The 12,936-nt window shown below is 70.6% G+C and carries 13 protein-coding genes; 11 read left to right on the top strand and 2 right to left on the bottom strand.

The features are described from left to right. Nucleotides 1–9: 9 nt before the first annotated feature. A complete protein-coding gene (locus tag M3Q35_RS27085) occupies nt 10–852 on the bottom strand; it encodes a DegV family protein (protein WP_273935340.1) in 843 nt (280 codons plus the stop codon). A 213-nt stretch (nt 853–1,065) separates the two neighbouring features. On the opposite strand from M3Q35_RS27085, the gene M3Q35_RS27080 reads away from it, so the two are divergent. From M3Q35_RS27080 to M3Q35_RS27030, 11 genes are all read left to right on the top strand, one after another. After that, entirely contained in the window at nt 1,066–1,848 is a 783-nt protein-coding gene (locus tag M3Q35_RS27080) for an electron transfer flavoprotein subunit beta/FixA family protein (protein WP_273935338.1), read from the top strand. Between the two features lie 24 nt (nt 1,849–1,872). Beyond that, a complete protein-coding gene (locus M3Q35_RS27075) occupies nt 1,873–2,832 on the top strand; it encodes an electron transfer flavoprotein subunit alpha/FixB family protein (RefSeq protein ID WP_273935337.1) in 960 nt (319 codons plus the stop codon). A 164-nt stretch (nt 2,833–2,996) separates the two neighbouring features. Further along, the gene (locus M3Q35_RS27070) at nt 2,997–3,761 is read left to right on the top strand and encodes a GNAT family N-acetyltransferase (protein WP_273935336.1); all 765 of its coding nucleotides are present in this window, start codon (nt 2,997–2,999) and stop codon (nt 3,759–3,761) included. Then, nucleotides 3,758–4,609, top strand: a complete 852-nt coding sequence (locus M3Q35_RS27065) for a lysophospholipid acyltransferase family protein (protein ID WP_273935335.1) — start codon at nt 3,758–3,760, stop codon at nt 4,607–4,609. The genes M3Q35_RS27070 and M3Q35_RS27065 overlap by 4 nt, the downstream gene beginning before the upstream one ends. A 17-nt stretch (nt 4,610–4,626) precedes the next feature. Further along, a complete protein-coding gene (locus tag M3Q35_RS27060; protein ID WP_273935334.1) occupies nt 4,627–5,988 on the top strand; it encodes an MFS transporter in 1,362 nt (453 codons plus the stop codon). 34 nt (nt 5,989–6,022) lie between these two features. Beyond that, nucleotides 6,023–7,180, top strand: coding sequence for a cysteine desulfurase family protein (locus M3Q35_RS27055; protein ID WP_273935333.1), 1,158 nt, complete (start codon nt 6,023–6,025; stop codon nt 7,178–7,180). A gap of 2 nt (nt 7,181–7,182) precedes the next feature. Then, nucleotides 7,183–8,253 carry a tRNA 2-thiouridine(34) synthase MnmA gene (gene mnmA / locus M3Q35_RS27050; protein ID WP_273935332.1) on the top strand — a complete coding sequence of 357 codons (1,071 nt, stop codon included), beginning with the start codon at nt 7,183–7,185 and terminating at the stop codon, nt 8,251–8,253. Then, the gene (locus tag M3Q35_RS27045; RefSeq protein ID WP_273944482.1) at nt 8,253–8,573 is read left to right on the top strand and encodes an L-rhamnose mutarotase; all 321 of its coding nucleotides are present in this window, start codon (nt 8,253–8,255) and stop codon (nt 8,571–8,573) included. The genes mnmA and M3Q35_RS27045 overlap by 1 nt, the downstream gene beginning before the upstream one ends. A 172-nt stretch (nt 8,574–8,745) precedes the next feature. Further along, nucleotides 8,746–9,429 (top strand): TetR/AcrR family transcriptional regulator, encoded by a 684-nt coding sequence (locus M3Q35_RS27040; RefSeq protein ID WP_273935331.1) that lies wholly within the window; start codon nt 8,746–8,748, stop codon nt 9,427–9,429. Further along, a complete protein-coding gene (locus M3Q35_RS27035) occupies nt 9,426–10,688 on the top strand; it encodes a glycosyltransferase (protein ID WP_273935329.1) in 1,263 nt (420 codons plus the stop codon). The genes M3Q35_RS27040 and M3Q35_RS27035 overlap by 4 nt, the downstream gene beginning before the upstream one ends. A 604-nt stretch (nt 10,689–11,292) precedes the next feature. Next, complete coding sequence (locus tag M3Q35_RS27030; protein WP_273935328.1) at nt 11,293–11,919, top strand: glycosyltransferase; 627 nt, start codon at nt 11,293–11,295, stop codon at nt 11,917–11,919. Here M3Q35_RS27030 and M3Q35_RS27025 read toward each other — a convergent pair. Further along, entirely contained in the window at nt 11,909–12,916 is a 1,008-nt protein-coding gene (locus tag M3Q35_RS27025; RefSeq protein WP_273935327.1) for a hypothetical protein, read from the bottom strand. The two genes, M3Q35_RS27030 and M3Q35_RS27025, sit on opposite strands and share 11 nt — an antisense overlap. Nucleotides 12,917–12,936: the final 20 nt, after the last annotated feature.

The raw sequence follows: 12,936 nt of genomic DNA, 5'->3' as shown, positions 1-12,936 counted from the left end.
CGGCGTCGATCACACCGGCGACACGGTTACGCCGATCGCGCCCGGACCGAGGTGCGCGAACACCGCGGAACTGGCCTGGGTGAGCACGAAGTTGCGGGCGCGGGGGATGCGCTTCTTCAACGTGTCCAGCAGCGTCGCGGCCCGCTCATCCGGCCCGTAGTGCTGCACGGCCACGTCCACCTGGTCGTTGCCGGCCCGCTTCACGGCGGCCTCGACCAGCTTCTTGATGGCACGGTCGGTGCCCATCGCGCGGCCCGACGGGGCCACCTGGCCGTTCTTTATGGTCAACAGCGGTTTCATGGACAGCGCCGTGCCCAGCAGTGCCTGCGCAGCCCCGATCCGCCCACCCTTGCGCAGGTACTCCAAGGTGTCCACGTAGATCAACTCGGTCCCGGTGCTGTATCTCCGCTGGGCGGCGGCGATCACCTGCCGCACGTCCCAACCGGCGGCCGCGGCCTGGGCGGCGGCCAACGCGGCGTAGCCGAGGCTCATGCTGATGCACGAGCTGTCGACCACGTGCACGGGCACGCTGGCCTGCGCGGCCGCCTGTCTGGCGACCTCGCAGGTCTGCGACATCTTCTCCGAGATGTGCAGCGACACCACGGCATCCACGCCCTGCGCGGCGGCGTCCTGGTACGTCCAGAAGAACGCGCCGGGATCCGGCGGCGAGGTCGACACCGCGCTCCCGGCCTGCATGGCCTTGATCAAGTCCTCTGGCGCGACCCACGCCTCCTCGTCGAACCGATCTCCCACCTGGAGCTGTAACTGAACAACGGCCACTCCCGATGTAGCAGCCAAGTGCGGCGGAAGACAGGCGCTGGAGTCGGTCACGACGGCTACACGACGCCTCATGGCCCAGGAGGCTATCCGGGCTGACGCATGCCTGCATACGGGTGACGTCCGTTCGGACGTCCACCCGCTGCCCCCGCACGTCCGCGTAGTGCAAGGATGCCGCGTGAGGACTCTCACGCCACCAGAGTGCTTGCCCGCGTTTGCGCCTGTGCTACCCGTCGGTAACATTCTGGTGGTTGAACAGCCCAGCGCTCAGGAGGTCGAAGGAGACCGATGAACATCGTCGTCCTGGTCAAGCAGGTGCCCGACACCTACTCCGAGCGCAAGCTCGCAGACTCCGACCACACCCTGGACCGCGAGTCGGCTGACGCGGTGCTCGATGAGATCAACGAGCGCGCCGTCGAAGAGGCGCTGCAGCTCCAGGCCACGCACGGCGGCGAGGTCACCGTCGTCAGCGTCGGCCCGGACCGCGCCACCGACGCCATCCGCAAGGCGCTGTCCATGGGCGCCGACAAGGCCGTCCACGTCAGCGACGAGGCCCTGCACGGCACCGACGCGATCGGCACGGCCAAGGTGCTGGCCAAGGCCGTCGGCACGGTCGAGGGCGTCGACCTGGTGCTGGCCGGCAACGAGGCGACCGACGGCCGCGTCGGCGCGGTGCCGGCGATGGTGGCCGAGCTGCTGGGCCTGCCCGCACTGACCCACGCCCGCAAGGTCGAGGTCGACGGCACGACCGTCAAGGTCGAGCGCGAGACCGACGAGGGCGTGCAGCACCTCCAGGCCGCCCTGCCCGCCGTGATCAGCGTGAACGAGAAGATCAACGAGCCGCGCTACCCGTCCTTCAAGGGCATCATGGCCGCCAAGAAGAAGCCGGTCAGCACGCTCACCGTGGCCGACCTCGGAGTGGACGCGGCCGAGCTGGGTATCGCCGGCTCGTGGACCTCGGTGCTGGAGTCCGCGCCGAAGCCGCCGCGCTCGGCCGGCCAGCGCGTCGAGGACGAGGGCGACGGCGGCACCAAGGTCGCCGAGTACCTCGTCGGCCAGAAGCTGATCTGACGAACTGACGAGGAGGAAACAGACATGGCAGAGGTCCTGGTCCTCGTCGACCACGTCGACGGCGAGGTCAAGAAGGTCACCCACGAGCTGCTCACCGCGGCCCGCCGCATCGGCGAGGCCAGCGCGGTCGTCGTCGGCGCCCCGGGCACCGCGGCGAAGCTGAAGGACGCCCTGGCCGCGCACGGCGCCGCCAAGGTCTACGTCGCCGAGTCCGACGACGCCGCCACCCAGCTGGTCACCCCCGAGGTGGACGTGCTGGCGGCGCTGGTCGGCTCCGCGTCCCCGGCGGCCGTGCTGGTCGCCGCGTCGGCCACCGGCAAGGAGATCGCCGGCCGGCTGGCCATCCGCATCGGCTCCGGCGTGCTGGTGGACGCCACCGAGGTCAACGCCGACGCCACCGTCGGTCAGTCGATCTTCGGCGGCGCGTACAACGTCAAGGCCAAGGCCGGCAAGGGCGTGCCGGTGATCTCGGTGCGTCCGGGCGCGATCGAGGCCGAGAACGCCGAGGGCGCGGCGGCCGAGGAGACCGTGGCGGTGCCGGCGGCCAACGCGGCCTCCGTCGTCACGATCACCAGCCGCGAGCCGCTGGCCGCGGGCGACCGCCCCGAGCTGACCGAGGCGTCCGTCGTCGTCTCCGGCGGCCGCGGTGTGGCCAGTGCGGAGAACTTCGCCGTGGTCGAGGCCCTGGCCGACGCCCTGGGCGGCGCGGTCGGCGCGTCGCGTGCGGCCGTCGACTCCGGCTACTACCCGCACCAGTTCCAGGTCGGCCAGACCGGCAAGACGGTGTCCCCGCAGCTGTACATCGCGCTGGGCATCTCCGGCGCCATCCAGCACCGGGCCGGCATGCAGACGTCCAAGACGATCGTCGCGGTCAACAAGGACGCGGAGGCGCCGATCTTCGAGATCGCCGACTTCGGCGTGGTCGGCGACCTGTTCAAGGTGGCCCCGCAGCTCACCGAGGAAGTCTCGAAGCGCAAGGGCTGAGATCTTTTCGGTATCAGGGGCTATTCCCATCAACCTGGGAATAGCCCCTGATTCATATCCACTTCACGCTGAATTCACGTCGACCGGCAATTAGCGCAACCGTCATTTTCGCGTAAACGGACATACCCTTCGGAGTAGGGGTTACTGCCGGTACACCAGATGGCATGACGCGGTCGCAACTGCTGGTCAGCAGCCCGGAAACGGCTCCGGGCACGCCTCGCTACTCGCTACTCGTCGCCCGTGACAACGAGGAGGTGCGGGCCGCCCAGCGGCTGCGGCACCTGGTGTTCGCCGAGGAAATGGGCGCCACTCTGCATTCCATCGCGGATGGTGTCGACGCCGACGAGTTCGACGAGCGCTGCGACCACCTGGTGGTCCGTGACGACGAGAGCGGCGAGATCGTCGGCACCTACCGGATGTTGCCGCCCGAGTACGCCGGCGGCGGCCTGTACTCCGAGACCGAGTTCGACCTGGGCAACCTGTCGGCGCTGCGGCCGGCGCTGGTGGAGACCGGCCGCTCCTGCGTGCACCCGGACCACCGCAACGGCTCGGTGGTCGGCCTGGTGTGGGCCGGCATCGCCCGCTACATGCTGCTCTCCGGCCACAAGTGGCTGGCCGGCTGCGCCTCGGTGCCGCTGGCCGACGGCGGCTCGTACGCCGCGGGCGTGTGGAACGCGGTGCAGGCGAAGCACCTCTCGCCGGACGAGTACCGCGTGACGCCGCTGAACCCGTGGCGCCCGGAGTCGGTCGAGGCCCCGCAGCGCACGGTGGTCCCGCCGCTGCTCAAGGGCTACCTGCGGCTGGGCGCGTGGGTGTGCGGCCGCCCCGCGCACGACCCGGACTTCGGCGTCGCCGACCTGTTCGTGCTGCTGTCCATGGACCGGGTCGACCAGCGCTACCTCAAGTTCTTCCTCGGGCAGACAGCGTGAGCGCCCACGCCTGGATGCCGCAGTCGCCCTGCGGCCCGAGCTGTGTCACGGGGCGGTTCCGCCGCGTGTCGGCCGTGCGCGTGTCGCTGCGCGTGCTGTCGGCGTTGACGGTGCTGCTGTGCGGGCTGCTGGTCGTCGCGGCGAAGCCGGTGCTGCGGTCCAACACCCGGCACGCCGTGCGGCGCTGGTTCGCCTCGCTGGTGCGCGGCTTCGGCGTACGCATCGAGGTGCACGGCGAAGCGAAGTTCCAGGCCACGCCCGGCCGTGGCGTGCTGGTGGTCAGCAACCACGTGTCCTGGCTGGACTCGCTGGTGCTGGACGCCGTACAGCCGATGGCCATGGTGGCCAAACAGGACATCAAGGGCTGGCCGCTGCTCGGCGGCCTGATCTCGGCCGCCGGCTCGGTCTTCATCGACCGGGAGCGGCTGTCCCGGCTGCCCGACACGGTGTCCGACCTGAGCGAGGCGCTGCGTTCCGGCCTGGCCATCGGCGCCAATCCCGAGGGCACGACGTGGTGCGGCAGCTCGTCCGGGCGGTTCCGGCCGGCGCTGTTCCAGGCCGCTTTGGACGCCGGTGTCCCGGTCCGCCCGGTCGCCATCCGCTACCGCGTGGCCGACGGCACGACCGCCCGTCCGGCGGCGTTCGTCGGCACCGAGGACCTGGTCACTTCGATGCGCCGCGTGCTCCGGCTGCGGGGGCTGGTGGTCGAGGTGCACGTGCTGCCGGAAATCGCGCCAGGTCGGGCCGACAATCGTCGTGACCTGGCTCTCATCGCCGAGGTCGAGGTGGCCAAAGCGCTCGGAACGACAGTTGCTTTGCACAAAGAACTAGACCTCCAGCCCAGTTGAGGTTGCAGAGTATCCAGGTGACCGCTGTAGGGGAGACGACGCGTAAGCCGAGCGTGCTGTGGGCGCCGGACCGTCGAGCCGCCACCACCGGACTGCTGTTGCTGGTGACGTTGGCGGCGTTCGAGCAGATGGGCGTGAGCACGGCGCTGCCGTCGATCGTCAGCGATCTGCACGGGGAGGCGCTGTACTCCTGGCCGTTCACCATGTTCCTGGCCACCTCGGTGGTCGGCAACGTGGTGGGCGGCCGGCTGTGCGACCGGCGGGGGCCGGCGCTGGTGCTGATGATCGGCCCGCTGCTGTTCGCGCTGGGTCTGGTGGTGGCCGGCAGCGCGCAGGAGATGACCCAGCTGCTGATCGGCCGGGCGTTGCAGGGTGTCGGCGGCGGCGCGCAGGTGGTGGCGCTGTACGTGCTGATCGCGCTGGTGTTCCCGGAACGGGACCGGCCGGTGGCGTTTGCCGCGCTGTCGGCGGCCTGGGTGATCCCGTCGCTGATCGGGCCGACGATCGCCGGCCTGATCGCGACGTACCTGAACTGGCGGTGGATCTTCCTCGGCCTGGCCCCGCTGGTGCTGGTCGGCTGGCTGCTGGTGGTGCTCGTGCTGCGCCGGCTGCCGGCGTTCCAGCCGCACGAATCGGGGCAGCGACGGCGTGGACTGGTGCCGGCCGCCGTGGCCGCCGCGATCGGGCTGGCCGTGCTGAGCTGGGCCGGTGATCACGCCAACCTGGTCGGCCTTGCCGTGGTCGTGGTCGGCCTGATCCTGGTCGTGCCGGCGCTGCGGGTGCTGCTGCCCAAGGGCACGGTGTCGTTCCGGGCCGGCCTGCCCAGCGTGATCCTGGCGCGGGCCCTGCTGTCCGGCTCGTTCTTCGGCAGCCAGATCTTCCTGCCGCTGGTGTTGCACGATGTGCACGGCTTCTCGCTGGCGCTGGCCGGCGTGCCGCTGACCATCGCCGCGCTGGGCTGGTCGGCCGCGTCGTGGTGGCAGGGCCGGCACCCGGACATCGCCCGTCCGCTGCTGGTGCGGCGCGGCTTCCTGTTCATCACGCTGGGGCTGGTCCTGGTGACGTTCGTCGCACCCGTTTGGGGGCCGCCGTGGCTGGCCGCGCCGGCCTGGGTGTTCGCCGGGCTCGGCATGGGGCTGGCCGTGTCCAGCGTCGGCGTGCTCGTGCTGAAGCTGTCGCCGCCACACGATCGGGGCTTCAACACCGCGGCGCTCCAGCTGTCCGACCTGTTCGGGCAGTCTTTGGTGGTGGGTCTTGGCGGTGTCCTGGTGGCGCTGCTGGGGCCGACCGCGGGCTGGACGCCGCTGAACATCGTGCTGGCCGCGGTGACGCTGTTCGGGGCGCTGGTGGTGAGCCGGCAGGCCGCAAGCCATTCGTGAACCGTCACGCGGACGGGCTACCCTTGGTTCCGCGATGGCTTATCTCGACCATGCCGCCACCACTCCCATGCTTCCGCAGGCCGTGGCGGCGATGACCGAGGCGTTGTCCACCTTGGGCAACGCCTCGTCGCTGCACACCTCCGGCCGCCGGGCGCGGCGGGCCGTGGAGGAGGCGCGGGAGGACATCGCCGACGCGCTGGGCGCCCGTCCGTCCGAGGTGATCTTCACCGCCGGTGGGACGGAGAGCGACAACCTGGCCGTCAAGGGCATCTACTGGGCTCGGTCGTTGCCTCGGGTGCTGGCCTCGACCGTGGAGCACCACGCCGTGCTCGACGCCGTGCAGTGGCTCGGCCCTGATGCCGTCGGCTGGCTCGAGGTGGATTCGGTCGGACGCGTGCAGCCGTCGGTGTTGTCGGAGGCGTTGGACTCCCAGGTCGGTCTGGTGACCGTGATGTGGGCCAACAACGAGGTCGGCACCGTCAACCCGATCCGTGAGTTGGCCGAGATCGCTGCTTCGCGGGGCGTGCCGCTGCACACCGACGCCGTACAGGCGGTCGGGTCCGTGCCGGTGAACTTCGCCGAGTCCGGGGCGTCCGCGCTGACGTTGACCGGGCACAAGCTCGGCGGCCCGTACGGGGTCGGGGCGCTGCTGTTGAAGCGCGACGTCAAGTGCACGCCTCTGCTGCACGGCGGCGGGCAGGAGCGGGACGTGCACTCCGGGACGTTGAACGTGCCGGCGATCGTCGGTTTCGCCGCCGCGGTGCGGGCTTCCGTGGAGGACTCCTCGACGCGGGTCCGTTCGTTGCGGGACTCGCTGGTGGCGGCGGTGTTGAAGGCCGTGCCCGATGCCGTGCTGAACGGCGACCCGGTGGACCGGCTGCCCGGCAACGCGCACTTCACGTTCCCCGGCTGCGAGGGCGACAGCCTGCTGATGTTGTTGGACGCCAAGGGAATCGAGTGTTCCACCGGCTCCGCCTGCACGGCCGGCGTCGCGCAGCCCAGCCATGTGCTGCTGGCCATGGGCGTCGACCCCGCGGCCGCCCGTGGTTCGCTGCGCTTCTCGCTCGGGCACACGTCGACTGCTTCTGATGTCGCCGCGTTGGCCGAGGCGATCGGGCCCGCGGTGGAACGGGCTCGCAACGCGGGGATCGCCGGCATGCGCCGGCGGGCCGGCTCCACGGTGAGGATGTGACGATGCGGGTTCTGGCGGCGATGAGCGGCGGGGTCGACTCCGCCGTGGCCGCGGCGCGGGCCGTCGAGGCCGGGCACGAGGTCGTCGGGGTGCACCTGGCCCTGTCGGCCAAGCCCGGCACGCTGCGGACCGGGGCTCGCGGCTGTTGCACCGTCGAGGACGCCCATGACGCCCGGCGTGCCGCCGATGTGCTCGGGATTCCCTTCTACGTCTGGGATTTCGCCGAGCGCTTCACCGAGGACGTGATCGAGGACTTCGTCGCCGAGTACGCCGCCGGGCGCACGCCCAACCCGTGCCTGCGGTGCAACGAGAAGATCAAGTTCGAGGCGTTGCTGGACAAGGCCATTGCCCTTGGCTTCGACGCCGTCTGCACCGGCCACTACGCCCAGCTGTCCACTGTGGACGGCCGTCCCGAGCTGCGGCGTTCGGTCGACGTCGGCAAGGACCAGTCCTACGTCCTGGCCTCGCTGACCGAGGACCAGTTGGCGCACGCCATGTTCCCGCTCGGCGACACCGTCAAGGAGCAGGTCCGCGTGGAGGCCGCCGCCCGCGGTCTCGCCGTCGCCGCCAAGCCCGACAGCCATGACATCTGCTTCATTCCCGACGGCGACACCCGGTCGTTCTTGACCAAGCGCCTCGGTGAGCAGGCCGGTCAGTTGGTCGATGCCGAGACCGGCGCCGTCCTCGGCCAGCACACCGGTGTGCACGGCTTCACCGTCGGCCAGCGCCACGGTCTCGGCATCGACGCCCCCGCCCCCGACGGCCGTCCGCGGTACGTGTTGTCCCTGGAGCCCGTCTCCGGCACCGTCCGCGTCGGCTCCGCCGAGCAGCTCTCGGTTTCCGCGATCGCCACCTCCGACGCCGTCGTGCACACCCCGTGGCCCGGTCTCATCGAGTGCACCGCCCAGGTCCGCGCCCATGGCGGTCTCGCCCCTTGCGTCGCCGAGATCGTCGACGGTTCCGTTTCCGTCACCCTCCGCGAGCCCCTCCGCGGCGTCGCCCCGGGCCAGGCCGTCGTCCTCTACCGCGACGACGTGGTCCTGTGCAGCGCCACCATCACCGGCACCCGTTGATGCGCCGCGTCTGCTTCTTGCTCCGCGTCCGCCCCGACCGCCTCGACGAGTACCGCTCCCGCCACGCCTCCGTCTGGCCCGAAATGCGCGCCGCCCTCCGGGAGACCGGTTGGGGCAACTACTCCCTCTTCCTCGCCCCCGACGGCCTCCTCGTCGGCTACCTCGAAACCGACGACTTCGACGCCGCCCGCGCCGGCATGGCCGCCCGCGAGGTCAACGCCCGCTGGCAGGCCGAAATGGCCGAGTTCTTCGTAGCCCTGGACGGCTCCCACCCCGACGAGGCCATGACCCCCTTGGACGAGGTCTTCCACCTGGACTGACCGCCCCAAGACCAAGGGACGAATCCTCTCGTTCAACGTCAGGAAGGACCCCTTCCCGACATCACGATCAAGATCAAGGGACCGATCCTGGCGTTCAACGTCAGTAAGGGGCCCTTCCTGACAACAAACGCTGGGCGGGTAGGGGCATTTCCGCTGGAAATGCCCCTTTTCCTTGCCCTTTGTCGACCGAGCGGTCTACCATCTGACCGTGCGGTCTAAAGATGGGTCGGGCGGTCGGACGTTTACCGAGCAGGCTCGGCGGGTGCAGCTGGTGGGGTGCGCGATCGAGCTGATCGCGGAAGTGGGGTTCGGGCTGGCGTCGCTGAGCAAGATCGCGGAGCGGGCGGGGGTGGCGAAGAGTGTGGTGCTGTACCACTTCGCGGGTAAGGAAGAACTGCTCAACACGCTGGTGATGGAGACGTTCCTGGCGTCGGTGCCGTACATGGTGCCGCCGGTGCGGGCGGAGGAGACGGCCCGGGGCAAGCTCGCGGCGTACATCAGGGCGAACGGGCGGTTCATCGACGAGAACCGCACGGCGGCGCTGGCGATGTACGAGATGTTCATCGGTTACCGCTCACCGGAGGGCAAACGCCTGGACCAGGTGATGGCGGAGTCGGTGGCGGCGAACCCGCCGCAGGGGGAGCTGGCGGAGCTGGACCCGGGGGCGATCTTCGAACTGGGGCGGCGAACGGGGGAGTTCCGCGAGTTCCCGGTGCTGGCGATGGTGATGGCGCTGCGTCAGGCGATCGACGGCGCGGTGATGTTTCTGGTGCGAGACAAGGAATTCGACGTGATCGGCTACTGCGAGGAAGTTGTGACGATCTTCGAGAAGGCAACGAAAGAGGGGGAACCATGAGCAGGGTGGTGATTGCCGCGATGGGCACCAGGGGGGACGTGGTGCCACTGGCCGGACTGGGTGACCGCTTACGGCGAGCGGGCCACGAGGTGGCGGTGGCGACGGCGGAGGCGTTCCGTGGACTGGTGGAGCCGGCGGGCCTGGAGTTCCGGCGCCTGCCGGGCGATCCGGAGGGCGGCGCGCAGACCGAGGCCTATAAGCAGTACTTCGAAAAGGGTCATTCGAGCCGCACGCTCAAAGAGCTGATCCCGAGCATGGTCGAAGACATGCGCCAGATGGGCCGCCCGCTGGCCGAAGCGGCGAAGGACGCGGACGTCCTGCTGACCGGCTTCCCGACCGAGCAGCTGGCCTATCAGGTTGGTCTCGGCCTCGGCATCCCGACGGCCGGCGCGTTCCTGGTGCCGCTGGCCCCGACCGGCGAGTTCCCGCCGCCCCCGCTGCCGATGCGCTCGCTCGGCCGCCTGGGCAACCGACTGACCTGGGCGCTCGCGGCCGAGGGGGCCCGGATGTTCCAGGGCGTGGTCAACGACCTGCGCCGCGACCTCAGCCTGCCACCCACGACGCCGAAGGCGGTCCGCCGCGAGCAGCACGAGCGGCGCTGGCCCATCCTGCACGGCTTCAGCGAACACGTGGTGCCCCGGCCCCGAGACTGGCGGCCGGGACTGGACGTGGTCGGCTACTGGTTCGCGCCGATGCGCAACTGGGAGCCCCCGGCGCGGTTGCGAGACTTCCTCGCCGACGGCCCGCCGCCGGTCTACTTCGGTTACGGCAGCGGCAGTGAGAACGTCGCCGGCCGCCTCGCCGAGATCACCGCGACCGTCGCCCGCAAGGCCGGTGTTCGGGCGGTCGTGTCCAATCTGGACGTCGACGGCGATGACATGATCAGCGTCGGCCACGTCGACTTCGACTGGCTGTTCCCTCGCATGCAGGCCCTGGTCCACCATGGCGGCGCCGGCACCACCGCGCTCGGCCTCTGGTCCGGCACCCCGGCCGTGACCGTGCCCATGTTCGTCGACCAGCACTTCTGGGGCGCCCGCCTGGTCAAACTCGGCGCCTCGCCCGACTCGATCCCCTACCAGAAACTACACCGTCAGAAGCTCGACCCCGACCGTCTCGTCGCCGCTGTAAGAGGTGTCATCGGTGATGGGTCTTACCGAGCCCGAACCCAACACCTGAGCGCGCGGATCCAGGACGAGGACGGCCCCGAAGCCGTTGTGCGCCTGGTGAACCAGCTCGCCGCCGCCCAGGGTGTGCGATGAGCACGGTGGTGATCGTCGCGTTCGGCTCGCGCGGCGATGTCGCACCGTTCACGGGCCTCGGCGCGCACCTGCGGCAGGCCGGCCATGACGTTGCGGTGGCGGCCTGCGCACCGTACAAGGGCCTCGTGGAGGCCGCCGGCCTGGAGTACCGCTGGCTGCCGTTCGACCCGGAGGTCGGCCCGCAGTCCGAAGCCGGCCGCCGCTACGTCGAGGACGGCGGCTCCACCCGCAAGCTGGCCGGCATGCTGGGCGAGGTCCGCGAGATCATGGCCGGCCTCGGCCCAGCCGTGGCCGAGGCCGCGAAGGGCGCCGACATCCTGGTGAACTCGGTGCTCGGCGGGATCTTCGGCTATCACGTGGCCGAGGCGATGGGCATCCCGAGCTTCGGCGCCTACGTGACGCCGCTCGAACCGACCGGAGACTTCCCGCCGATCATGGTCGACCTGCCCTCGCTCGGCCGTCGTGGCAACCGGGCGCTTGGCCGGCTGACCGCGCTGGGCCAGCGGTTCTACCTGAGGTCGATCAACGACCTGCGCCGCGACCTCGGCCTCGAACCGACCACCACAAGGAAACCCTGCGCCACCAACGGGAACAGCGCTGGCCGGTGCTGCACGGCTTCAGCCGGCACCTGCTGCCGCGCCCCAAGGACTGGCGGCCGGGACTGGAACTCACCGGGTTCTGGTGGCCGCACCGGGATCCGGACTGGCAGCCATCCCAGGAACTGCAAGCCTTCCTGGCCGACGGGCCGCCGCCGGTCTTCGCCGGTTTCGGCAGCCTGGGCAACGGCCGTGGCGGCGCGCCCGGCGAGATCGCCGTCGAGGCCCTGCGCAAGGCCAAGGTCCGCGGCGTCGTGTCGGGCTTCGAGGCCGAGGGCGACGACATGTTCCCCATCGGGGACACGCCGTTCGAGTGGCTGTTCCCACACATGCAGGCCGTGGTGCACCACGCAGGTGCGGGCACCACTGCGCTGGGTCTGCGAGCCGGCGTGCCGGCTGTCGTGGTGCCGGGGGTGGTGGACCAGTTCCTGTGGGCCAACCGCCTCAAGGCCCTTGGCCTCACGCCCGATGCGGGCAAGCAGAAGCAGCTCGACCCCGATCGGTTGGCCGCGGCCATCAGGACAGTGCTCGACGATCCGTCCTATCGGGACCGGACCCGGCGGATCGGGGCGGCGATAGCCGCCGAGGACGGCGTGAAACCGGTGCTGGAGCTGGTGGACCGGCTCACGCGGTAGCCCACTTCTCCCAGGTTTCCAGCCAGACCTTGGTGTCCTCGGGCCGGCCGTCCAGGGTGACGCGTTCCCAGGCCAGCTGGGCGTCGCGGCTGGAGACGGGCTGGTTGAGCACGCCGTAGCGAATGGTCTCGTCGACGGCCAGGTCGGCCAGGCGCTTGTCGGCGAACCAGTCGGCGCGGTCGGCGAGGCGGGTGAGCTGGTTGACCATGGACGTCACGGTGCGGTTGGCGGCCTCGCGGGACAAACGGCCGGAACGCTCCAGCTCCCGCACGGCCCGCTGCCACATGGGGCCGTAGAGCCGGCCGTCGCCGACGCGGCGGCGGGGCAGCCGGCCCTCGCGGGCGGCCTCGCGGTGCCGGGTCTGGAAGCCGAGCAGCTCGCCGATGAGCGACCGGTAGACGTCCAGGCCGACGGCCGGCGGGAGCTCGGCGGTCGGCCGGCGGCGGTGGGCCTCGATCAGCCGGGCGATCCACTCGCTACGCCGTTCGAGGTACGGCCGAAGATCACCGACAGTGCACAGCCGCAGGGCCGCGGGGGCGACGCCGCGGGCGACCACGGTGACCACGACGTCGGAAACGGTGAACCGGGCGGTCCACAGCGGGCCCTCCCGGTAGATGGGGCCGGTCAGCTCGACCCCGTCGACGGCGGTGATCGTGTCGGACAGCTCGGCCGGCACGTCATAGGGGTCCTCGACGCCGGCGTGGTCGACGATGCGGTTGTGCTCGTCGTCGAGCATCCGGCGCAGCGCCCCGGCCGCCTCCTCGTCGACCGGCAGCGCGGTGTTGATCGACAGGTGCGGCCCGTCCTGGGACAACGGGTCGCCGTAGGCCAGGGTGACCTCCTCGGCCGACGAGTCGCTCAGCGAGGTCAGCACCCCGAGCCCGAGCTCGGGCTCGGCCAGGCCGAACACGGGAAAGGACGGCCTCGGCGCGATCTCCTCGGCGTCCCGCAGTGCCGTGCGCCGCAGCCGTGCGATCCATTCCTCGTCCGACTCCATACACCCCATCCAACACGCCA

It is taken from the genome of Kutzneria chonburiensis (genome assembly GCF_028622115.1).
GTDB classification, from domain to species: Bacteria; Actinomycetota; Actinomycetes; order Mycobacteriales; family Pseudonocardiaceae; genus Kutzneria; species Kutzneria chonburiensis.
Note: the sequence above shows the minus strand (reverse complement) of the source record. Positions and strands in the feature narration are given on the sequence as shown.

Excerpts from the sequence above, each read along its gene's own strand:
- M3Q35_RS27085 (WP_273935340.1), bottom strand. The coding sequence starts at position 852 with ATGAGGCGTCGTGTAGCCGTCGTGACCGACTCCAGCGCCTGTCTTCCG.
- mnmA (WP_273935332.1), top strand. The coding sequence starts at position 7,183 with ATGCGGGTTCTGGCGGCGATGAGCGGCGGGGTCGACTCCGCCGTGGCC.
- M3Q35_RS27045 (WP_273944482.1), top strand. The coding sequence starts at position 8,253 with ATGCGCCGCGTCTGCTTCTTGCTCCGCGTCCGCCCCGACCGCCTCGAC.
- M3Q35_RS27070 (WP_273935336.1), top strand. The coding sequence starts at position 2,997 with ATGACGCGGTCGCAACTGCTGGTCAGCAGCCCGGAAACGGCTCCGGGC.
- M3Q35_RS27035 (WP_273935329.1), top strand. The coding sequence starts at position 9,426 with ATGAGCAGGGTGGTGATTGCCGCGATGGGCACCAGGGGGGACGTGGTG.
- M3Q35_RS27025 (WP_273935327.1), bottom strand. The coding sequence starts at position 12,916 with ATGGAGTCGGACGAGGAATGGATCGCACGGCTGCGGCGCACGGCACTG.
- M3Q35_RS27075 (WP_273935337.1), top strand. The coding sequence starts at position 1,873 with ATGGCAGAGGTCCTGGTCCTCGTCGACCACGTCGACGGCGAGGTCAAG.
- M3Q35_RS27080 (WP_273935338.1), top strand. The coding sequence starts at position 1,066 with ATGAACATCGTCGTCCTGGTCAAGCAGGTGCCCGACACCTACTCCGAG.
- M3Q35_RS27055 (WP_273935333.1), top strand. The coding sequence starts at position 6,023 with ATGGCTTATCTCGACCATGCCGCCACCACTCCCATGCTTCCGCAGGCC.